We start from the raw sequence: 24,463 nt of genomic DNA, 5'->3' as shown, positions 1-24,463 counted from the left end.
ATATTTGGATTACAATAAAGCAAACCAAAAATGACAAACCTATATAAACTATTTATACTCGTAGATGATGATCCCCTCAGCAATTTACTCTTAAAAAAAGTAATAGAAAAAAATCTTGAAGGGGCGGAAGTGAAGGATTTCAATATTCCCGAAATAGCATTGGATTATATTGAAACCGACTTGGAGCATCACCCGTTTGAAGAAAAAATAACCCTTTTTTTGGATATCAATATGCCCACCTTAACGGGATGGGAATTTCTTGAAAAATTTGAAACTTTCAAAAAGCCGATAAAAAATCAATTCAACATCTACATACTCTCCTCTTCCATTGATCCTGCCGATATTCAATGTGCACAACTAAATCCACTTGTACTCGATTTTATTGAGAAGCCAATAAACAAAGATTTTCTTATAAAAACGTTTTCCTACTGAACAAACTTCCTGATCTTTTATGATTCCCCAAAAAATTAGGACAGCAGTAATTGAAGGGATCAATCCCAAAAGTTGTGTGTGAATTGGAATAAGATAGGATAAACTATCCCAAAGTTCGTGTTCAAAGTCATATAGCTATTTTAAGGACGGGTCAACTCCATAGATACTCCATAGATACTCCATAGATACTCCATAGATACTCCATAGATAGTCCATAGATAGGTCGTAAATGCAAATAGGCTGGATCCACCCCTTTTTGGCGCGATAAAATAGCTCCGTTTAAAGTCCCTTTTTACCTTTCATGGACGACATAATACGCTCCGGGATCCCTTGCGGAAAACGAAGCCAAAAAGCAGTGTCTTTATGAAGCTATTTTTTCCATAGAAATATTTGCACAAACACAGTAATTGTTCCTGATCCGTAAAAACCCAGATTTTGGACTTGATCCAGAATTGTTCTTGATGCCCTAATTCCCTGTCCAATTTTTTTTACAAAATAAAAATCCCGACCTCTTTCGAAATCGGGATTTTACTTCTAAACTTTACGTTGGCCTACTAGGACTCGAACTTATATACTTTTAAACTTAAATGTTTCTATTTAACTGAAAATATGTACTTTAACCTATGCCAAAAATCACATAAGACCACAAGAAACCAAGAAAAACCATCATTTGTTGTACCTATGTTGTACCTGAATTTTGTATCTTTACTACATATGTTCGAAAAAAATGGCAACAATCAACACTATATTAAGAAAAAAAAGTAATAAACAAGGACTTTTTCCAATCGCAGTTCGAGTCACTAAGGATAGAAAATCAACTTTTCTCTACACAGGTCAATATCTTGATCCCAAATTTTGGGACGTAACAAAACAAAAAGTTAAAAAATCACACCCTAATTCTGCACGTTTAAACAATCTAATTGCAATTAAGCAGGCGGAGGCCAATGCCATTTTATTGGATACGGCTGCAAAAGATGGTGACCATTTTTCCGTTCAAGAATTGAAATCACAATTAACTACAACGCTAACTGTACATTCCTTTTTTGATTACGCTGAAAAACACTTTAAGCAATTGAAAGAAAGCAAAAAATTATCCCGTATCGATAGTGAACGCCCCCTACTCAATCGCATCAAAGATTATATGGGAGGTAAATCATTAAGTTTTGACCAGATAACTGTTCCCTTTCTTCGAGGTCTACAGAGTTATTTGAGAGCCCTGGGCACACTTGGTGATAGAAGTATTGCCAATGTTCTAATGTTTATTCGCACGTTATACAATAGAGCTATACAGGAAAAACTGGTGAAACCTGAATTTTATCCTTTTGGCTCCGAAAAGGGCAAGATTAAAATTAAAATACCACAATCTGTCAAAATAGGTCTAACCAGTGAAGAAATTTCCCGTATTGAAAATCTTAACCTTTCAGTTCATGCCCCGCAAAATCATGCACGGAATGTTTGGTTATTCAGCTTTTACTTGGCAGGAATGCGTATTGCTGATGTTTTAAAAATAAAATGGACCGATATTCATGAGGGTCGTCTCTTTTATCAGATGAACAAAAACAGTAAGGTAATCTCATTAAAAATATCAGACAAGCTCCATAATATTATTAACCTATACGCTGACTCTGATCTTGGCACGAATGAGTATATCTTTCCAGAATTAAGAGGTATTGATCATAATAATGCGGACCGAATGTTGCGAAGCACTAAAAATGCCACCTTAAAATTCAATAAACATTTAAAGAAAATCGCTGTAAAGGCCGAGATCAGCAAAAAATTAACTATGCACATTGCGCGTCATTCGTTTGGCAATATTGCAGGAGATAAGATTCATCCGTTAATGTTACAAAAGCTCTATCGACACAGTGATTTAAAAACGACTATAAACTACCAAGCTAATTTTATCCATAAAGAAGCTGATGAGGCTTTGGATGCGGTGATAAATTTTTGATTTATTGCTTGTCTATCCCAACTTTTTTGGCCTTAAACAATCACAGTAATTGCCAGTAGTTTCACATCGTCATTTTACAGTCGTATTAGTGGCATTGAATTATGGAAATCAAAAAAAATTATTTCTTCTCCCTATCTATAAAAAAGCACCCGGTAGAGATGTGCAAGAAAGCGATATAACAAACGTCTAAAAGAGATTGCTCAACTTTTTGAAATTGAAGAAAATTTAACTAGTTATGTGAGTCGTCATTCCATGGGAACAAACCTAATTCTCAATAATGTTCCAATAAATGCTCTGAGCAAAATGCTCGGACAAGTGATGTCAGTACAACTGAAATATATATTAAAAATCTCCCTACGCATATAATAGATGAATATCACGAAAGATTGGAAATTTAAGTTTGGCACTAAAGCATGTAATAATAGATTTCTTCTAAATTTTGTCGGGATTTATCTGTATAAGAGGAGACGGGACATTAACCATTTTCTTCTTTCCCCTATTAAAAAAAATCAGCCATTGAGAGCCAGATTCTATAAGCGATCACTGTATCAAAACCCTAAACCGAAAGTCACTTACCCTAGTACTTGGAGTGATTGGTCAGTTTAGCCGTAAACCTGTTAAAAATCCGCCTCCTCCTTGGTATATTTACTTCCAAACAGATTGCCCTGTAATAAATACCATGGCGAAGGAAATAGGTCTGTTCGGCATCGGTCTTTTTTTTTGGAAACGGTATATTAGCTTTCCTTTAATCTGTTTTCCATTTGATGATCTTATTACAATAAAGGAAAATCGAGCATTAACTTTTCTAACACTAACAGATAGGCTACCTTCTTATATTGCCCTCTCTCTATCAAATACCTGGGCCAGAGATTTTCAAAATTGTCCCGACCGTGGTCCTGATTTCTTTAAAAATTTCTGTTTAATTTACTATTTTCTCCTTCTATATATATCAGCCTCCAGCCGTAGGCAGGGTTTTCACTTCGCTAGTAGTAGTAGTTTTAAGATGCTTAAAACATAACTTGCTATCTTCTCCGAAGATTAATATTTATAGAATTTTATTAATGGTTTTTTCTCAAAACGGGCGGGTCGGATTTGTTCCTATTTTAAAACAATAAAACCATCAGATTACGTAAATCATATTTACCTATATACATATTTCCATATATTTATATTTGCATATTTAAATATATTCATATATCGTGACCGTAGCAATCCATATATTATTTATTATAATTAACCGTTCCAAGTGCAACCTGAAGGTAATTGAACATTTCAACGGATAAAAATGGATGTGGTTAGGGAGAAAAAGATAAAAAAAGGTTTTCTCCCCTTGGACTTTTGCGCGGCACAGTATATTCTATGGAAGGAGTAAAACGGGAGACCAGCTCTCTGTTCGTATTACGGATGAGCTTGGAAAAATTTTAGGTTTCTATATCTAGTACAAAACGGGATATGATTACTTATTCCCTGCGAATTATGATGGAAGTACAAAGAGTTATGAAAAATACAAATCCTTACGAAGAAGAATGAACGGTTACCTTAAAATCATCGCCGATGATGCGCGTATAGGGGAGGCATTTACTACTTATACTATCCGTCATTCCCAGGCCACCATCGCCAAGTTCATTGGGATACCCACTGAAATCATGAGTGAAGGATTAGCCCACAATTTTTTACGTACAACAGAAATTTATTTGAAAAGCTTTACAAATACAGTGTTGGACTAGGCCAATGAACTGGTTGTATCCTAATTTCAAACCGTGAGAAAAACTAAAGGGAAATAAATGTGCTTTAGCTCCTACCTCGAGCGAATAATCCCTTTTCATGTTGCGTTCAGCACATTACCACTTTTTTGCGTTGCACTTCATTACCCTTACAGAACCGCGACTTCCCCTACCTTATTATGATTTCACAAAAACAACATTCATTCTTTTTTATAAGTAAGTCATTCCACGTACTTAATTAATGGGTTTTAAATACCTATTATTTAACAATAAGATGAAATAATGAATGACAAGTATTTAAGTTTTTGCTTTATCGACTAAACACCGATAAACCAATATTTCGTAATATTTAAAGGTCGTTGTTAAATATTATGCTATCCAAATGCGATTTATTTATATTGCTTTGTAAAACTTGATAACCCTATTTCTTCAATATTAGTTTGGATTGCTTTTAAATTTTTCCCAATTATTTCCATTTCCAAATGTTTGAATTGTTTGAGAGGCGGGGCAAGATATGGGCGGCACAAACCTAATAACGAAGCTGCTCCCTTTAAACCCTTTAGATAACTTGAACCATATTTACCAACATTGTAAAGCATTCTGGCCACTTCCATAACTTGGCTTTGTAACTGAGCCATTCTTTGAAAATCTTTGTTTAGAGAAGCCTGATAAAGTTCAACATATAAGCGGGGAAACAAGTTGGCCCCACCATTAACACCACCATCGCCACCCATAAGTACCGTTTCGGCTGTAATTTCTTCTGGTCCTACAAACAATCCAAAATCTTCTCTTTCAATTCCATGAATTAGTGATTGAAAGTAGACGGTGTTGGCAGAGCTATCCTTTAACCCAATAATATTTGGGTGTTTAGAAAGCACAATAGCAGTATCGGTATTAATATGCACCTTTGTTAATCCGGGCATATTATATAGATATAGGGGCAGTGGCAGATTGTTCGCCAAATCTTCGTAATACTCTAGCAATTCTTGTTGACCCAAATTAAAATAGTAGGGCGGTGCTGCTACAACTGCCATTGCTCCGTGTTCTTTTGCTAAATTGGCTAGTTTAAGGCTTTCTCCGAGTGATGTATCTGTGATGCCGACCATTATCGGTATTTTATCCTTTGAAGCCAAACATGTTTCGATTATCATCTTCTGTCTTACATCGTACTTGAGGCCGGTGGCCTCGCCAGTAGTTCCCAAGATAAATAGGCCATGTACTCCGCCTTGTATTAAATGTTCAGTTAATCTGTGTACCGCTGGTACATCCAAATTGTATTCCTCTGTTAAAGGGGTTATTAATGGAGGTATAATTCCTTTTAGTTTTTGTTCCATTTTTGTTTTTTTTTAAATTAAAGTTTATTTGGGTTTAAGACTATTTGTTTTCTTGATTTAGGCAGGTATAATTATGCTTCTATTGTATTATTAGATTAAACCAATTCATTTTTTAATACTTGACCTTGTTTTTTTAATATATTCCTGACTTCAGAAATTTTCACATTTCTTGGCGTTTCATTGTTTTTAAGGCATACATGGGCAGCTACTCCTGCAGCTTGCCCTAGGGACATCCAGGTAGGCTCCATTCTAATGGAACAAAATGCAACATGTGTTGCAGATAGGGCAACGGGAACAATTAGACCGTCAATTTTTTTTGGAATCATGGCCCGATACGGAATTTCGTAAGGGCGGGTTAAATGGGCTAACATTCCCAAATATCCCTCAAGAACAATATTGTCCTTACTGGGTATTTTATGTACTGGGAAACTATCTATTGGAAATTCACCCATGGCAATAGTATCGCGGTGGGAAAAAAATTCAGGTGTATTTTCCGTAATTGCCACATCGTGTTCAGTGATGGTATATTCACCCTTCAACCTGCGACCTTCCCTTACATATAATTGAAAGGGAAAATTGTTGTTATCTGTGAATTCGTCTAATGGGAGATTGTACTTTCGGGCCATTTTTCTGTGTTCCTCCGATATTTCGGTATCGTTTTGTAAGAACCAAATAAGGCCTAAAGCAATGTCCCTATGCCTATCACAAATGCGATTTCGTGTTTCTATATTTCCTTCTATATAGCCTTTGTTTTCTTCAGGAAAGGGAAAGGCCAATGGTCTAGGGTTGGTGTTGCCATCAACTTTTGAATTTGGAAGATCGGTTATTGACAATGCCCTAACCATAGTATCAAAATGTTCCGGATAGTATCCCCAACCTTCATGGAAAGTTGTAGGTGCACTTAATCTTCCTGATTTTAGATCATCAAAATATGGCGTATATATATTACGGTTGTAATTATCAGGTTCTTTCTCTAAAATCCTACTGTTATGGATGTCAGTGGTCATGCAATAACGGTAAGTGTACGCTGGCAGACCATCATCTGCAGCCCCCGTACTGCCCGGAAGAAATACCCCCTTGTCATAATCAAAATAGATTACTCCAGCATGCGGCTCCTTATATTCATCCTTGCCTTCCCGCCCTAGGGAGTATTCCGCTCCAGCCGCGGCATAAAGATCACCCTCATATGTAGCATCTACAAAAATACTTCCATCCAACTGCTTCGGTTCATTTGTAGATTTTTGTATAGTAATAATGCTTGTTAGTTTATTTTCTTCAACCAAGGTCTCTTTAAGTACATGCCCCTTGAAAATTGTTATTTTGCCTGTTTCCTTTAACATTTCCATTAGTATGTTCTCCGCAACGGAAGGTTCAAAATAATATCCTTCACGGCAAAGCTTTACATCCTTGGAGTTTGGACCGTATTTATTTTTATAAAATTCAAAAACATTTTGCGTAAACTCTTTAAATAGTCCCCCTATAAATTCCTTCTGTTCTACATCGCTTTTGCCCAAACCGCTGGCTGTCATACCCCCAATATGGTCATGTGGTTCAATCAATGCTACTTCGTGTCCTAATCTTGCAGCAGTTATTGCTGTGGCAATACCTCCCGGGGTTCCTCCCATTATAATTATCTCAAATTGTTCTTCTTTGTCCAATGTCATTTCTATTTATATTTTCAACATTAATAAATGAGCAACCTTATTCATTTTTATTAATTTTCTTCATTGTCCAAACGGTAAGTCCTGATAGATCATTAAAATTGTTTTTTCTAAACATACTTATTGCATAGGCCACGATCATGAATGTGCCGTTGACCATAGCGCCTACCCAATAACTATGTATGGGAATTGTAATGGAATCCGGCAAAACTCCGAGTGCCCCCAATCCGAGGTAGATGTTTAAAGCGACGGCGACACCCAAGGCTACAGTGGCAGAGAAACCATCAATACGTTTGGTAAAAAAACCCATCATAAACAAGGCCATAAGACAACCCCCAAATATGCTGGCGACCATCAAACTAATATCATTCATACTTTCTTTTTCCATAATGCTGAAAACAACGGCTCCGGAAATGACTAAAACCGTTACGGTACATGCGATTATATGAGCTGATTTTAAGTAGAACCGATCAGATTTTCCTTTGCTCAACCAAGGCTTCATCAAATCGATAACAGTGACTGTTGATATCGAGTTTATACCAGAATCCATCGTACTCATGGCGGCGGCAATAACGGCCGAAATAACTATCCCTGTAATCACCGGAGGAATCTCGGAAAGTATAAAATAGGGAAGAATCTGGTCTGCTTCGAGGCTGTTTATTAACGTATTGGGAAATTCCTGGTAGTACACGAAAAGGGCCGTGCCTATAAAAAAGAACATAATCCACATTGGAACTGCAATTGCTGAATACACTATAGTTGCTTTTTTGGCTTCACGGGTAGATTTTGCCGAAGCGTAGCGCTGTACCATATTTTGATCCCCGGCATAGATGCCCAACCAATTGATAACCCCTAAAATTGCTACGGTGTAAAATGTACGCCTGCCCAAATCAAAATCCATTTCACCCAAACTAAATTTATTATTAGCTGAACCGACCTCAAAAATTTGTTCTAACCCTCCGGGCAGATCCATTACCACCCAAACACAACAAAGGATTCCCCCCACAATTAATATTATAGCCTGCACAACATCGGTCCAAATGACAGCTTCAAAACCTCCCAAAATAGTATATATTCCTATGAATATTCCTGTTCCGATTATGACTATACTTATAGGAGCTCCTGTTAAAAATTGAATGACCAGCGACACCAAAAATAGAATTTGAGCCATTCTTATGAGCTGTAGGATAATAAAACTCACCGTGCCATAGATTCTAGGTACCTTGCCATATCTTTCCCCTAAGTACTCAAAGGCAGAAACGAGTTTTCCGCGACGAAAAAAGGGGATAAATATCAAAACGGCAAGTACGGTAACAAAAGGTACCGCTAAACTTATGGTTAACTGTCGCCAGTCCAATATGTAGGCGGCAGCGGGAAGGGCCAAAAAAGTAGCTGAACTGACAATTGTTCCAAGCATGGAAAGCCCTAAAACCCAGCCTGAGAAAGATCTGCTTCCCAAAAAATAATCTTCTGTGGTCTTGTTTCTTTTTGAAAAATATATACCAACCCCCATTAGCCCTAGTAGATAGAGGAGAATCGTAATAATATCCGCGGTTCGTACAGAGACGTCCATTTATTAATTGTTTTGGCCCTGCAGCTGTGTCGAAGAATGTTGGGAGTAAGAAACAAGAAGAATGTATTTAAGGGCATTCATTTCTATTGCTTTGGATTATAATCGGACATATCTAATAGGTCTAAATCCGAAATTTTAATTTTTAAGACTTCTATTTTTTGTTTGGCATCCCCAGCGAAGGCCACCAATAAATATCCATTATGCTCCAACACATGAGGGTAATCTATGTGTCTTCCTCCTACCAAATAGCCCATTTTGGAAAATACCAAACCATCATCACTAATGGCCAAGGTTAAAGGGTCCCTTTTTTTATAATTCGAATTGGAGACTAGAACATATTTTCCATTCTTAAGTCGGATGCCGTGAAATTTGGATCGGGCATCGGGAAAGTTGGTTTGCACAGGTGGACTCCAGTTCCGACCATTGTCTGTTGAAAAGGAGCGGTACAAGTACCCACTTTTGCGATTGTCCCGAAATAGTGCCATCAAGTTTTTATTGTCCGGTAGTATCCACCAATAGGGTTCTTCGGCATCCAGTTCCGTATTTGTGCCAAAAACAGGGTAGACTTCCCATTGGTCGAAATTATCTTCTGCACCCACCATAAAATCGACCCCTTTTTCGACATAATCATAAGACCTACGGGACATTAACCATTCTCCTGATGGTAATTGCTTTGGAGGAAAATTATTGATTGCATTATCCTTTACTATTCCATGGTGTTCCCAACTTTGGGTTTCCTTGTCCCATATAAAAGCATGTAGGACCAATGACGGACCAAAAAAGCCTTTTGCCTCGTCCAAAGAGGCTAGCGCAAGAAATTCACCTTTATATTCCCAAAACCCTCTTGAAATCCATCTGAGGCCTTGTTCCGTTCTTTTATTGTAATTGGGCGACTCCGGGCCTGATCCTTCAGGATAAGTGGTAAGGAATTTTGGGTCATCCCAGTGTAGGCCATCTGTGCTGGTCGAATATTTAACAACCTGTCCTACTCTATCTTCAACTCCGGGACCATCGCTCCACATGATCCAATATCGATTGTCATAGAAGGCCAAATAATTATGTTGGTTTACTCCATCCGGGGTAACATCGCTTACCACTGAATGCTCCACAGGGATTTTAGGGATTGTATTAAAATCTATTTCATGCGGGTCCTGGAGCCAATCCCCTTGTAACATCAATTTAGAGGTTGGATTTGTTATTGGGTCGGGGTAATCCGCCTTTTTAATGGATTTACATCCGAAAAACAGGCTTGTTAGTGCAATAAACACTATTGAAATAGACATGTAGTCCAATTTTATCAATGCTTTCATTTTGTGACAGTTTTTGAAAACCAAATGGCAAATCAACACCCCAATACGTTAAGTTTCTTGACCCAGATGGGGCCATTAGGGTAAGGTGAAATTAACAGTAAAGTCATTGGATTTTCAAGTTTTTCTATTCTTAGATTACTTATATAAACTATTGATATATTTTTTGCATTCCCACTCTTATATTAAAAAACTATGAAGGTCAGCACGGACTTGACATGTGGGAAAATAATCGTTTCAAAATCATTTACTTTATTATGTTGTTGTTATGATTAAAATTATCATGGTTTTTTATTTGTAATCTTAAAAGTATCATCATCTCATTTTTACTACTCAAATTCTGCAGGATCAAAAATTGTCGCAGCAATATATCTATATGGTTCCGCATTTTCATTAAGGACATTATTCCAATAATATACCAGTACCAATTTTCCATCGGACCTTTGTGTTATTTTAGGATATCCAGCATCCCTATTTGCTCCATCTCCACTGCGAAGTGTAATTTCATCATCCCACGTTTCTCCATTATCCTTACTAAATCTTACATGTACCCTAGAACCATATTTACTTCGGTATATATAACCTAATGCCAACCTACCGTCTTTAAGTTTAATTAGCGCTGGTGGTGAACCAGCACTTCCGGTATAAGGAGCAGGATCTTTGAGTCTTCTCCAGGTTTTCCCATTATCATTAGATCGATAACTGCATATCAAATCAAGGCCGTCTTCTGTGCGAGTTCGGATTGTTGTCAGTAATTCTGTTTCCGATATTCGAATTGAAGAAGGCATAATATCAAAGCCCCCATGTTCAGGAGTAATCCAAGAAACAAGTTCCCAAGCAAGCCCCCCATTGTTGGTTCTGACCAAGGCCACCCTTCCTTCCTTTTTGTTGGATTTAGCCGTGGTTACAAAAACACTTAATGACTGTTTTCCATCTACAATATAATCAGTTCGGTTTGCTATTCCGGGAGTTCCCAAGTTTGGAAATTCGAATGCCCCTTTCCATGACGTCCCTTTATCTGAGGAATAATAGTAGTGGGATGGACCGTCATTGTTGTTATGTCTAAGAAACGTTAACAGAAAACCTGGATCTGTAAAATCCTCAATTGGTTCAGCCATGAGTATAGGTTTTATTGCCTCTTTGGGAGGAATATTATTATCATGACCCCAGGCTTTTTGACCTATTTCATATGCATCCGTAATTTTCCAAGTGGCACCTCCGTTTAAACTTCGGGCATATTTATTCTTCGCAGTGGAAACATCATAAGTATGTAAACCCCTATTTGTTGATTTATACGACGCTTCAACAAAACCTATTAAGATTTCGTTATTCCAAGTCCAAATTCCATGATTGGCTGGCCATCCGGCGTACATACCTGGCTCATAAAAGACTTTAATATGCTCGACGCCTTTACCGTTCGATTGACCATATACCACGTCCGTTGATGATTGAATAAAAATCACCGCAAATAATAAAATAATTATATTTTTCATACTATATAAATTAAAATGTTTCCGTAAATAAATTTTATTCATTCCCAATTGTAGGTGGATTCCATATTGTAGCGGCAATGTACCTTTCTGGACCCGTTTTTTTGTCCATAAAATAATATAAAGCCACAATTTTACCATCAGAGCGCTGTACTACCCTAGGATAACCGATATCACGACCGGAACCATCATTACGTAATATGTAGGCCTTACTCCATGTTTTGCCATTATCACTGCTAATTTTAGCCCTAATATCGCTTGTAGCTAAACCATTTTCAATATCACCATCTTGTGCTCTATAGCCATATACAAGACATATTCTACCATCTTTCATTTTTACCATGGCTGGCGGGTTACCTTCTCCCGTATCATCAACTGGGTTTTCCAATTTATTCCAGGTAATACCATTGTCTTTTGTACTGTAAGCACCAATGAACCTTTTAGGACCCTCTCTTCTTCGCGTTGTAACCAAAATTTCCTTTTTTGACAAACGAACTGAAGCCGGCATAATTGAAAACCCATCTGGTTCCGGACCTATCCATGAAACAAAGGACCAGTTTATTCCTCCATCATTTGTTTTTACATTCATGACTCTTCCTTCTTTACCATTCGATTTTCCGGCCGTAAGAAAAAGCATGCATTTTTTTTTGCTTTCGACAACATAATCTGTTCTCGCCGCTATTCCTGGTGTCCCTAAATCCGGAAGCTCTACAGGGCCTTCCCAATTATGCCCTCTATCATAAGAATACCAATACCATGCTTCTCCACCATCTGAATCAGTCATTCGAACGGTAAAGGCTAAATTTGGATCTTCAAAATTAATAGAACTCGCTTTAACTGGCTCCTGTACCTCAACATCTGTTCTGATTACCCCATGATAGCTTCCCTTATTCGGTATAACCAAATCTCCGTTTCCTATTCTTCCGGGATCTTCAATATTCCAAATACTACCACCATCCAGACTTCGTGCAAGCATATGGTATTCTGTTTTTTCCCTGTCAAAATTATGCCTATGGGCCCCTAAGTCTTTATAATATCCTTTAGAAAATCCAACAAGTATTTCATCTCCCCAGTTCCAAATACCAAAATTTGCGGGCCATCCACCGTACATTCCAGGTTCATAATAAACTTTGACATTCTGAACATCTTCAGGTTGTCCCTGGGCATGGAGTAAGTTTACTATGGAAATGCAAAAAGAAAATACTAAAAGTGAAAAAATTTTATTTCTCATGAGTATTAGTTTATATTATTTTCTGATTTTAATTGGGGAACTATTCAAATTCAGTGCATCTATTGAATTTACCTTTAGCATTATTCCTAAATAAGTTTGTAGCTTCATTTATGGATTTTAAAATGTCCGGGGTAGTCAAACCATAAGAATTTCTTGATGCAGGAATAACCGTTTTACATTCGTTGGAATCCATAAAACGAACGGCATCTAACAATTGTAATTGGTCGTTTTCTGGAATTACCAAAAAACCATGTTTATCGGCATGAATCAACTGGCCAGGCTTAATCTTACAGCCAAATACTTTAATATCACAATTCCACCTTATAGGATGGCTATATGCATGGCCAACACAAAGACCGCGCGCCAAAGCTTTAAAACCAGCATTTTGCATTTCATCAATGTCTCTAATGCCCCCGTCTATTATAGTCCCCACACAGCCAAGTGCTTTATGAGAATTGCTGTTAACCTCTCCCCAGAAAGCCCCAAACAAATTAGGTTTATCCAAATCTTGAACGACTACTATTTTCGGACCGCGAATACTAGCTATGTATTCAAAATATTGTTCCCAAGTTCCATGAGTATGAGATTTATCCTCATTCCCTGGCTGAATTTCCACAGTAACCGCATAACCGATCATTGGTCCCATTTGAGGCATATAATCTGTTAAAGGCTCTAGATTAAAACCATCCCGAGCTGTATTGTATTTCGTTATTTGCTCCCATCCATTATAGATAGTGGGAGTATTCCAGCGTTTTAACTCTAACAGGTCGCCATGTGATAGTACTTTTGTCATATTCTAAAATTACTTACTAATTTCAAATAATTAATTTTTAATCCAGTCAACATTGAACACAGCATGTTTTATGGTTTTTCTATGAACTGAAACGTCAGTATCGGTTTCGAAGTAACTATATGAAACATGTAACATTCCGTCTGTCCCTACAATTATTGCAGGATAATGTGACCTTATCGGTGGTTGACGATCTTCTATGCGTTTATGCCATGGCCAGGATTTGCCGTTGTCTTCGGAAAGCGCCACAGCTAACGAATTCCGATTGTTTTCGGCATCATTGTATACCATTACCCAATTTCCATTTTCCAAGGTTACTATATCCGCCCCGGATCCTGGATTGGGAATTTCCGTGTCTCTTACATCCGACCAACTTTTCCCATTGTCGAATGACCTACTAATTTGTAACCGCTTAGGGGCAGGACCATTGTCTCGCATATAGGCAACCAGCTCCCCAGATTTACCTTGAGCAATGGCTGGCTGAATGTTCCCTGAACCTACAAGTGGATTGCTAAAGTCCCAATTTTCGCCCCAATCGTCCGTGAATGCCATCAATGAAAACCCGAAACCATCTGAATACAATGGAACAATCATTCTGCCTGAGTTAGTTATAAATGGTTTGTTTTGTGTTTGCCATCCCAACCGTCGAAAGTATGGATAACCAAGAGAAGCGTTATCATACTCACCTTTTGTGTTATAAATTCGACCTTGACGAACCATGTTATCACCACGTGCTTTAGAAACTAGTTTATCAGCCCATTTTTCCCATCTATTGCTGATTATCGTATCATTGGAGGTGGATATTATATAATCCAAATAAGTTTTAGTTTGGGATTCAACAGATTTAACAAAAGAGTCATCCGGTAAGATACCTCGTTCCGCTTTGTCACCTGGTTTAATATGAAGATCAGCCTGCCAAATCCACTCAGGCGAGCCCTCCATGTTTAAATAATTATCGCTTATTCTATACTTAAGAAGCGAGGTCTCCCACTGATTTGCAAGGACTGTGTACCACATAAGCCATAATCGGTCTTTCCCATCAATGAAAAGTTGGGGGTTGCAATCTGGAAATCCTTTTACATCTGCAAGTAAAAATGGCTTACTCCAATAATCGCTTCCCTTTCTTTTACGTGCTCCCATTATTTGGACATCGTCTGCCCAACGCTCTCCACTACCCTGGAACCATCCGATTAGAACATCCCCGTTTTTCAGTTCCAAAATCGTCGAACTATGTACATGATCGCCTTGTATAGGGAATATCATTTCCTTTTTTAATATTGGACCTTGCCCATAGATATTAATAATTGACATTGTCAATACAAACATTAAATTTTGAGTTAGAAATTGCATATAAAGTAGATTTAATTAATATTTCCTTTCTTCAATAGCCATACCTCAGCTATCTGACAACCACGACCTGTTCCTCCTTGTCCAAGTTCTGAAGTCCATTCTAGATTCAATTGTCCATTTTCAGTTGCTTCTCTAGGAATATCAAATATCACAGGTTGCATATCTTTTGGTTTAGACATATAAGAATGAACTTCAAAATCCTCATTTCCAACGTTAGCCACGAGGCGCACTTTCCTATCACTTCCATACAAGTCAGATGTATATGTAACTTTAATCTGGTAGGAAGCTGTATCATCAAGGTCAGTATAGAACATTTTAAGAGGTTGGTCATATAAAGTTTGAGCATATCTTGCCCATGATATTCTCCATTTTTTACTCTTTCCTCCTATAGTATATCCAATAAAAGGTGTCGTATAAAATGAAGGGTCGCTGCCATAATCATTATCTTTGACTAAATGATTTTGATTTCCTAAGTCTCCTAAATCATCGTAAAAACCCCCAGGTCCAGGATTTGTCCAGTTTAATATTTTATCAATTTCCTCTATTCGATCCTTTTCATTATTTATTACTGAAATTCTGGAAAATTGTTCTTTAAACCAAAATCTATTATTCAGGGGGTATTGCAACAAATCCAGATTGGCTCCTCTTCTTATCCCAGCAGCATAATACTTGTTTACACTTTTTTGCATTCTAATGGAATGGAATAGAGCCTCTGCCAGTTCAGAAAGCCTTTGACTCCAATCCTCAGCTCCACGGCTGGAACTTTGGGATACCACTTCGTCTAGTTTGTCAGTCGCTAGACGCATAGCCTCCAATGACCCAATAACATTAGCCTTCCGCAATATTCCCATTGCCTCACTTTCCAAAAAAGTTTCATAGAGCAACCTACTTTTATTATAGGCATCATAGTAAGAACGGTATAAGGCTAATTGGAACCTCCAATTTAATCGAACTGAAGGCGGAGCATTCTTTTCCATTTCCTGAAATATGCTATGGCTAACTAATACCTGATTATTAGTCATTAAGGGGCCAGTCCAATTATTTTCCAAGTTTATGATTGCCTGTGCGAAATTATAGGTATAATCGGGACCTATAAAATATCGGCCGTAGTCTCTCAAGGTCTCCATATAGTCTGAATCAGGATTCCAACCTAAGGCACTCCAAATAGATTTGTTGACGTCATCGTTAACACCTTCAGAATATGTTATAAAACCCTTATAGCTGCCAAGTTTCGGAGAACGAAAAATAGCTGTTTCACTTATAGGCCTTGGGTTTATACTTTCACGATTTTCTGTGGCTGCGAACGTATAGTCCCATTCATCTACAGGGTACTGAGCATCATAATTATGAGTTATGTCAGGATATCTTCTTATGGGGTAATTAATTGGGACGGCTTTGCGAAACTCATCAACACTCATTCTTACTTGAGGACCGTGCACGACTCCTGTTAGCCATTCGGGGCCTTTTTGAAGAAGTTGAAGAAACTCATCCATCCATTCTTTATTAAATCCTTGTGGTGACAACCACATTTCAGCATTAGGATGAAATTGACGAAGAATCTTAGCCTCTTTCTCTAAATAGTCAAACAAAACCTTTGGGTGAGTATGTCCAGGATCGCCACCAGGTATAAAAATGGCATCAATTTTTGGAAGCATTTTAAAAATCCTGGAATTCTCTTTCAAAGATTTTTCAATATTTTCCTCAATGGTGTAATCCCCGTGCATAAGTGGATACCAAATCCATGCTTCTAAATCATATTTTGCAAGTAGCTTAACCATCTCAAGCAGCATTTCTGATGGAGGTAGAGTAAACATAGGACTTGTAGATTCGTCATCAGTAAAAGGCGGGAGAAGCTCAATGGCATTAGCTCCAAACACTACTAAATCACGTATATACTGTTCCCACATTTTAACGCTGAATCCATCATATGAATTAGTTTTGGGACGATAACCAAGTTGATGGCCCCTTAAGGCAATTTTAGGATGTGTTGTTGTATTTAGGTTGCTAGGGATTAGAACATTCCCTCGCTTCATACTTACTTTACGTAAGAAGTATCCAATTCCGTAAAGCATTCCTCGGTCATCTACACCAATGATTAGCACTACAGGAGCTTTTCCTTTCCTTTCCAAAAATTTCACCGTGAATCCTTCTTTAAAATCTTCTGAAGGCAACATAATAGAATCAAGAAGTTCATCTTCTGTTTTAAAAGATGCTCTAGTGCCTACCATAATTGCAGGATCCGACTGTGTCCATTCCCATGAAACAGGTAGATTGATTAAAGTACGTGTCTCCACTTCATCCACCAACATTTCTATGGCTGCTTTTTGAGTTTCCGTTAACTCCTTAGCAACTACTATTTTTGCAGAAGAAAAGTCCGTATATGTTGGAGCATGGTCATAAAAACCTAAAATAAAACCATGCGTCATCGCAAGAATAAATGCCAATAAAAATGATTTAGACCTATTTATATTTTCACCTTCCATGACATCATATTTTTACCTTAATGTTGATCATAATATTCCCTTGACACTTATAAATAAACCATTAAAGTGTCAAGAGAATTATTTTTGTATTTTACTGAAATATTTAGTAACCAGGATTTTGTTCCAATAGAGGGTCCCTGTTAATTTCATCAAATGGAATTGGAGACAAATGCATTTTTTCTGGTAAAATAAAAGATTGGAATGGAGTGTAGGTATAGGACTTAACTCCAGTAGTCGCATTCTTTGTTACATTCACTCTGTATAAGTTACTATCGGCTGTTATTTTCCATCGCCGTAAATCAAAAAAGCGATGTTCTTCGGCAAATAATTCTATTCGACGTTCGTTTCTAATCCGTTTCTCTAATTCCACACCACTGTCCAATATATGTGGCATTGAAACACTGGGTCTGTCTCTAATCATATTCAGATATTCTCTAGCTACTTCCTCATTTCCTAGGTAATACTGAGCTTCAGCATAGTTAAGCAAAATTTCACCATATCGACAGAATACCCAGTTGGGGTTTGAAGAATTGGTATTGGTGGGAGATAGAATAGATTCATCAATAAATTTATTAATGTTATAGCCAGTCCATGTGGCATTCCATCCTTCGTTTCCATCCGGAGAATCTATGCCTCCAGGAAACACTTCAATTTCACGTCCTTGAAACGGTGCACCATCATAAAGAACAGTCGCATAGAAACGTGGATCTCTGTTGGTATATGGATAATTAGGGTCAAAAGATGGATCATTATCAGGTAGTAATCCATTTGTTGTTTCGTAGCAATCTACAAAGTTTTGAGTTGGACTTGGCTGGCTCCATCCCCTCGATCCATTCGGAAACATTTTTCTCTCTACACGATATTCTCCACTATAAAGCATTTGTTGATTAAGGACATACTCCCAAATTCTTTCTTGATTAAAATTACCCTTTTCCATAAATGACTCCTTATAATCGGGGTACAACGAATATCTTCCTAAATCTATCACTGCCTTAGCAGCATCAGCAGCTCTCTGCCATTTTACTTTTTCATTCCCAGGATTATGCCAAGGACTTGCAGCATACAATAGAGCTCTTGATTTAATGGCCAATGCAGCACCGCTAGTAACACGACCTTTATTCTTCGCGTCAAATGAAGGAGGAAGCAATTCTGCTGCTTCATCAAATTCGTTTAATATAAATTCAAGTATCTCATCATACTGATTTCTGGGAAGTAAATAATCATCTCCCAAAATAAATGGTTCAGTAATAAGTGGTACACCTCCAAAGAAAGCTATCAATCTAAAATATGAATATGCTCTGAAAAATTTTATCTCCCCAATCATTCTGTTAGTTCTAACTTCATCCTGTTGCATTAGGATTTCCAAATTATCTCCTTGAACATTCGATAGAAATTTATTACAGTTACTAATTGTTGTATAATATTCCGACCACATTGCTCCAAGAAGACCCATATTGGAGGGAGTAACCTCTCCCCTCTGAACTAATTGGGCAGAATTTTTCTCAATGCCATAACCGTCATCGGTCATTGTTACCATGCGAGTATTTGCATAATAGCCGGCCCTCAAGGTACCATAGGTTTGGTTAACAAATGATTCAACTAGAGCCAAGTCTACCCAGACATTTGCTTCCGAAATTGCATTCAGTGGTTGTCCTTCAAGATATTCACTATCACACGATTGAAATCCTACTCCAAAAAAGATGAATATCAAGACAAGTGCGTACTTAAATTTGAGTTTTAATTTCATGATTTATGTATTAAAAAGTTATGTTAATACCTAAGTTATATACTTTATTTTGTGGGTAAAAGGAGGCCCGATCCGCATCTCCTTCAGGATCAAAAATCTTCAAATTATCAAATGTCAATAAATTGAAGCCATTGATATACAATTTAAATCCGTCAAGACCTATTTTATTGACTATGTCACTCGGAAAATCATAGGCGATTTCCATACTTTTGAGTCGAAGGAAGCTAGAATTCATTAACCAATAATCTGATACGAATGCACTTACTTGAGATTCATCATAAGTTAAATTAGGATATTTAGAATTTGGGTTATTAGGTGTTGGCCTATTTTCCAGCATTTCGGATAACACATTACCAAATAATCCTTGAGGAATGTAATAATAGCCCCATACGCCGGCTTGTCCTTGAAGTAAAGCATCTAAGCTCCAATTTTTATATTGTAATCCAAAGTTAACACCGTAAGTGTATTCGGGGATATTAGTTTTATTAGGACGAATTCTATCATTAGCATCAATTTCGCCATTATTATCCACATCCCTATATTGTAAATCACCTACAATCGTGCCTGAGGGATGAGGTGAATTGTCAATTTCTGACTGTTCCCTGTAAATACCTATAGCGTCATAGTACAATCCTGTATTCATTGAACGACCGGTTGATCTCTGCCAGTCTACAACTGTAGCTGGCTCGTCAATATTTAAAACTGTATTATCTGCATACGAAACGTTACCACCAATATAGTAATTCAGACTATTTTCGCCATTAGAACTATTATAATTTAATGACAGCTCAAAACCTTTGTTCTCCACTTCTCCAATATTCTCGAGTGGTAGCCTCAGTCCAGTATAGACCGGAATGGATGCATTTCTTTGTGTAAGAATGTTGCTTCTTACACTTTTGAAAAGTTCAAATGTTAGGCTAAATGAGTTGTCCCAAAGCCCCATATCAAACCCAAGGTTTGTTGTTTTGGCTACTTCCCAAGTAATGTAAGGGTTGGCTTCAACCCCCTGGGTAAGACCTGTATTTAACTGGTTTGACTCACCAAAAATATAACCGGGAGTAAAAGAATAAAGTGCTAAATATTGGAATGGTAATATGGCATCATTGCCCATTTTCCCCCATGAGCCCCGAAGCTTTAAATTGCTTACAAAATCGACGGAGTTTTTGAAAAATGGTTCCTCCGAAAGTCTCCAACCTGCTGATATTCCAGGAAAGAACCCCCATCGATTATCTTTAGGAAAGACTGAAGAACCATCATAGCGAAGATTTACATCCACGAGGTATCGCTCCTTAAATTGGTAAGAGGCTCGTCCAAAATAATTTCTTCGAGTATATTCTGCCGCACCTCCATCAGTCCTTTGATTGGCCCCGCCACCTGCAAATAACTCATCTATTTCAGGAGACACAAAATCTTGTCTGAATGCCGAAAAGTAGTTAGATTTATACTTGCCTTGTTCATAAGCAGCAAAAGTATTAATGTTGTGATTTCCAAACGACCTTTCATATTTAAGTCTCGCATTAATAATGAATGGGGAATCAAACTCGTAGCCTTGAGATAATTGTGGAGATGTAATCTGTCCAGCTAACAATTTGGTGTATTCATCCGTATTCGAATCAAACTGGTAAACATAAGATGGCTTTTCAAACACCTTAGTTGTGTTTTGATTCTTGTCATAAGAAATAAATCCATCAACACCTAATCCCTGAACCGCTGGAATTTTGATGTCATAGTTGAATTTGGTTTGATACAGATTATATGTGCCATCTCTATAACCTTGATCACCTGTAACCATAACTCGTGGATTCTGATTTTCTATATATCCAGGCCCGGGAAGCCCATTTGGGTAGTAATCAATTAAATAAGGATAATTTCTATACGTTTGTTGTACAATGTATTCAAATTCTTTGGCAGGATAATGATTGTTTTTTTCTTGAAATGATAAATCAAGTGATAATTTAATATTATCTGTTAAGTTAACATCAATGTTTGACCGAACTCCAAACGATTTTGAATTTGTGATTCCATTTTTGAACATTCCTTCCTCTGTGGAGAAATTACTAGCCAAATAGTATTTTACAAAATCCGAACCTCCACGAATTGAAAGACTTTGTCGACTTTGAATACTAAAATCCTTCATAGTAGATTCAATCCAATCCGTATCTGGATAATTAATTGGGTCACTTTGATTACGAAATTTCTCGATTTCTTCAGGAGTAAATTTCAGAGGCTGTCCACTTAGTGAAAGCTGTTCGTTTTGAAATTCGGCCAATGCTGCTGAATTTGCATAATCAGGAAGTCGGGTTGGCTCAACAATCCCTTGATTATAAGTAAAACTCACTTGTGGTTTTCCAATTGCCCCCCTTTTCGTAGTAACCAATATTACACCATTAGCTGCCCTAGCTCCATATATAGCGGCCGAGGCATCTTTCAAAACAGATATACTTTGAATATCACGTGGATCTATTTGATCAAAACCCTCTCTTCCTGGGACACCATCAATAACGAACAATGGACCATTAACTCCTAACGTACTTGTCCCTCGAATAAAGAGTTGCGAACCGTTATCACCAGGTTGTCCACTTCGATTTAGTCCAATTACCCCAGGCGTTCTACCAACCAAGGTATTGGAAAGATTGTTCGTTGGGATTTTCTCCAATTCTTCTCCTTTAACAGCAACAACTGCACCGGTGAGAGTTGCCTTTTTCTGGGTACCATACCCGACCACTACTACTTCTTCCAGCCCTGCAGCGTCTTCCTGTAATATTATTTCTAGGTTTGTTAAACCACTAACCAGTATTTCTTTTGTTGAAAAACCGACGTACGAAATAATCAATATTGGAGATTCATTGGTAAGGGTAATTGAGAAATTACCATCAAAATCGGCGGTAACGCCATTAGTGGTTCCTTTTTCTACTACATTCGCTCCAGGCAAGGGTTGTCCTATATCATCGGTTATGGTTCCAGAAATGATATTTTGAACAAATTTTTCCTCTTCAATAACTTCACTCTCTTCTTTGATTGGAGCTGGAAGTGTAGCTTTTTGTGATTTAAGTACAATTTGTTTCTTTCTAACCACATAATAGATTGAAGTATTCTTGAACAAAATATTGAGAACTTCGGATACTGGCATGTTGCTTGCCTTTATAGAAACTAGTTCCGCTGTATCAATTTTTGTATTGTCATATAAAAATTTGAAATCTGTAAGCGATTCTATTTCCTCAAATACCTTATACATTTTCACTTGTCGCAGATCTAAGGTGACCTTGGCTTTTTGCGCATAGGAATTGGCCTGTACGGTAAAAATTGAAAGAATTAAAAGGATTGTCGTTAGTTTCATGGCTAAACTAAGATTGAACGAATAAGGCCTAGTATAGCCTACCCTATTATTTTTTTCCATAATTTTGTAATGTTTTTAGTTGACTAGTAATAGTTGATTAAAGTTAATCGGGAAATGGTGCAACATTTTCCGATTTTTTTTATGCAGTTTTCAACCTTTCTTAAGTTATTAAATCATTTAATAATAAGTTATTCCATAGGCGTTGTATTAAATTTTGTTGGTTTATAGATTTCAATAGTATTGTCTTTTATGGAGTACTCAAAATGGGTTTCCAAGATAAAGGTTGATAGTACATCCTCAATAGATTCCGTGTCAAAATTTGCTGTGAAAATTTGGTTATCCAACTGTTCGTAATTGTTGTTTATGGTAACCTTATAATGGCGCTGCAGTTTTTGTATTATATTTTTGAAAGGCATTTTCTTTATTACCAGTTTGCCAGCGATCCAACTAGTATATATATCCGTATCTACGGTTTCTATGATAACATTATCATTTGTTCGGTTCCATGAAGCTTTGTGATTTGGCTTTAATAGATTGGATGTTTGGGTATTATAATCGTTCTCATTGTTGTAAAGACTAACAGAACCTTCAACCAAAACGGTGTTTATTTCTTGGTCTTCAGGATAAGCCGAAATATTGAATTTTGTTCCTAGAACTCTTACATCCATAGTGCCATTCGTGACTATAAAAGCATGTGCTTTATCCTTGTTAACATCAAAGTAGGCTTCGCCCGTCAAGAAAACCTGTCGGTTTTGATCTTTAATAAATTTTACAGGATATTTCAAAGATGACCCCGCATTTAAATAGACTATGGTGCTGTCTGAAAGGATTAGTTTAAATGTTTTTCCATGGGGAACTTTTAAAACATTATAGGTGAGTTTATCTATGTCGGAATTATCAAAGTAATTAATTTGAATTCCATTTTGTACACCAAGAACTTTCCCTTTGTTATTGGTAATGGTTTGAATGTTTTCTGTAGATATCTGCTGGATTTCGCCATTTTCTAATTCCAAAGTTATTGAATCGTCAAGGATAAGTTGTTGCGATAGGGGAATTGTAGTTTGCCAGTATAGGAAAGCTGTAATAAAAAGTCCAATAAAAATGGCGGCGTATTTACAAATTTGGGCAAGTTTGGATCTAATACTTTTATTTTCGTTTACTTTAACATTGCTCAATACATTGTTCCATGCCGATTCAATGTTTATGTCATCAACTTTGGAAATATTGTGTCCATTATTGTGCAATGTATGTAGTCGTGAAAATAGGAATTTATTCTCATCAGATTCTTGAATCCAATTATCAAAACACTTCTGTTCTGTAATTGAGAGTGTTCCATTTAATTTTTTAACAATAATTAGGGCAATTTGCATATTTCTCTTTCCTTGTTCTCAGTCAAACAAGTATGACCGCTCTATTATAAGACCCGAAATAAGAAAATAGGGTGACTTTAAAAAGTAAATAATTGGGAATATTTAGTTTTCGAGGAAGAAGAGTATAAATAAGCATTAATTTTTTAAGACGTATTTTAAAATTTTATAAGCCTTTTTCATCTGAGTTCATACTATGTTTACAGAGATTCCCAAGTGATCAGCGGCACTGTTGTATTTATGTCCTTCCAGTGCGCAAAGTTTAAAGACGTTTTTACATCCAATGGGTGATTTTTTTATGGATTCATGAAGATTGGTGGCGCTATTGTTTTCTGCCATTTGTAGCTCTTCGGGATGAGGTATATCCCAACAGTTTTTATCAATGGATTCCAATTCTAAGGTACATTCAATATACGTAAGGCTGGAATCTTTTATCGATTTATATATGTAGGCATAATATTTACAATGTATGAAATATTGTACTTAGTTAGCACCTTTAAGAAGACATCCTGAACTATATCTTCTGCAATGCCCCATGGAGAAACGTAACTGTAGGACAGTAAGTAATAAACACGATATTGTATTTTGAATCAATGTTCTATTTTTTTGGTCTATGATTATTTATTTAAAAAGAATAAATCTTACCAAGTGGCTTGTAGATCGCAATTTAAGAATCTACAGAAGGG

15 protein-coding genes are annotated in these 24,463 nt (G+C 37.0%); 3 read left to right on the top strand and 12 right to left on the bottom strand.

Annotated elements, in window-relative coordinates:
* Window positions 1-30 precede the first annotated feature (30 nt).
* The 3 genes from D0S24_RS03635 to D0S24_RS03615 all read left to right on the top strand — a co-directional run bounded on the left by D0S24_RS03635 (window position 31) and on the right by D0S24_RS03615 (window position 4,110).
* Entirely contained in the window at window positions 31-432 is a 402-nt protein-coding gene (locus tag D0S24_RS03635; RefSeq protein ID WP_117018454.1) for a response regulator, read from the top strand.
* Between the two features lie 727 nt (window positions 433-1,159).
* Window positions 1,160-2,383 (top strand): site-specific integrase, encoded by a 1,224-nt coding sequence (locus tag D0S24_RS03630; RefSeq protein ID WP_117018453.1) that lies wholly within the window; start codon window positions 1,160-1,162, stop codon window positions 2,381-2,383.
* A 1,526-nt stretch (window positions 2,384-3,909) separates the two neighbouring features.
* On the top strand, window positions 3,910-4,110 hold the full coding sequence (locus D0S24_RS03615) for a hypothetical protein (RefSeq protein WP_117018450.1): 201 nt from the start codon (window positions 3,910-3,912) through the stop codon (window positions 4,108-4,110).
* 386 nt (window positions 4,111-4,496) lie between these two features.
* On the opposite strand, the gene D0S24_RS03610 is transcribed toward D0S24_RS03615, so the two are convergent.
* The 12 genes from D0S24_RS03610 to D0S24_RS03555 all read right to left on the bottom strand — a co-directional run bounded on the left by D0S24_RS03610 (window position 4,497) and on the right by D0S24_RS03555 (window position 23,780).
* The gene (locus D0S24_RS03610) at window positions 4,497-5,441 is read right to left on the bottom strand and encodes a dihydrodipicolinate synthase family protein (RefSeq protein ID WP_117018449.1); all 945 of its coding nucleotides are present in this window, start codon (window positions 5,439-5,441) and stop codon (window positions 4,497-4,499) included.
* Between the two features lie 95 nt (window positions 5,442-5,536).
* Window positions 5,537-7,105, bottom strand: a complete 1,569-nt coding sequence (locus D0S24_RS03605) for an FAD-dependent oxidoreductase (RefSeq protein ID WP_117018448.1) — start codon at window positions 7,103-7,105, stop codon at window positions 5,537-5,539.
* Between the two features lie 37 nt (window positions 7,106-7,142).
* Complete coding sequence (locus D0S24_RS03600) at window positions 7,143-8,675, bottom strand: sodium:solute symporter family transporter (protein ID WP_117018447.1); 1,533 nt, start codon at window positions 8,673-8,675, stop codon at window positions 7,143-7,145.
* Between the two features lie 83 nt (window positions 8,676-8,758).
* Window positions 8,759-9,985 (bottom strand): exo-alpha-sialidase, encoded by a 1,227-nt coding sequence (locus D0S24_RS03595; RefSeq protein ID WP_117018446.1) that lies wholly within the window; start codon window positions 9,983-9,985, stop codon window positions 8,759-8,761.
* A gap of 326 nt (window positions 9,986-10,311) precedes the next feature.
* A complete protein-coding gene (locus D0S24_RS03590; RefSeq protein WP_181938017.1) occupies window positions 10,312-11,475 on the bottom strand; it encodes an exo-alpha-sialidase in 1,164 nt (387 codons plus the stop codon).
* Between the two features lie 34 nt (window positions 11,476-11,509).
* On the bottom strand, window positions 11,510-12,703 hold the full coding sequence (locus tag D0S24_RS03585; RefSeq protein ID WP_117018444.1) for a sialidase family protein: 1,194 nt from the start codon (window positions 12,701-12,703) through the stop codon (window positions 11,510-11,512).
* 40 nt (window positions 12,704-12,743) lie between these two features.
* On the bottom strand, window positions 12,744-13,496 hold the full coding sequence (locus D0S24_RS03580; RefSeq protein WP_117018443.1) for an RraA family protein: 753 nt from the start codon (window positions 13,494-13,496) through the stop codon (window positions 12,744-12,746).
* A gap of 30 nt (window positions 13,497-13,526) precedes the next feature.
* Window positions 13,527-14,843 carry an exo-alpha-sialidase gene (locus D0S24_RS21005; RefSeq protein ID WP_181938016.1) on the bottom strand — a complete coding sequence of 439 codons (1,317 nt, stop codon included), beginning with the start codon at window positions 14,841-14,843 and terminating at the stop codon, window positions 13,527-13,529.
* An 11-nt stretch (window positions 14,844-14,854) separates the two neighbouring features.
* Complete coding sequence (locus D0S24_RS03570) at window positions 14,855-17,326, bottom strand: alpha-glucuronidase family glycosyl hydrolase (RefSeq protein ID WP_117018442.1); 2,472 nt, start codon at window positions 17,324-17,326, stop codon at window positions 14,855-14,857.
* Window positions 17,327-17,429: 103 nt separating this feature from the next.
* Window positions 17,430-19,073 carry a RagB/SusD family nutrient uptake outer membrane protein gene (locus tag D0S24_RS03565; RefSeq protein WP_117018441.1) on the bottom strand — a complete coding sequence of 548 codons (1,644 nt, stop codon included), beginning with the start codon at window positions 19,071-19,073 and terminating at the stop codon, window positions 17,430-17,432.
* Between the two features lie 10 nt (window positions 19,074-19,083).
* Complete coding sequence (locus tag D0S24_RS03560; protein WP_117018440.1) at window positions 19,084-22,470, bottom strand: TonB-dependent receptor; 3,387 nt, start codon at window positions 22,468-22,470, stop codon at window positions 19,084-19,086.
* A 128-nt stretch (window positions 22,471-22,598) separates the two neighbouring features.
* On the bottom strand, window positions 22,599-23,780 hold the full coding sequence (locus D0S24_RS03555; RefSeq protein ID WP_117018439.1) for a FecR family protein: 1,182 nt from the start codon (window positions 23,778-23,780) through the stop codon (window positions 22,599-22,601).
* Window positions 23,781-24,463: the final 683 nt, after the last annotated feature.

The sequence above is a fragment of the Arenibacter sp. P308M17 genome (genome assembly GCF_003426735.1).
Classification (GTDB): domain Bacteria; phylum Bacteroidota; class Bacteroidia; order Flavobacteriales; family Flavobacteriaceae; genus Arenibacter.
Note: the sequence above shows the minus strand (reverse complement) of the source record. Positions and strands in the feature narration are given on the sequence as shown.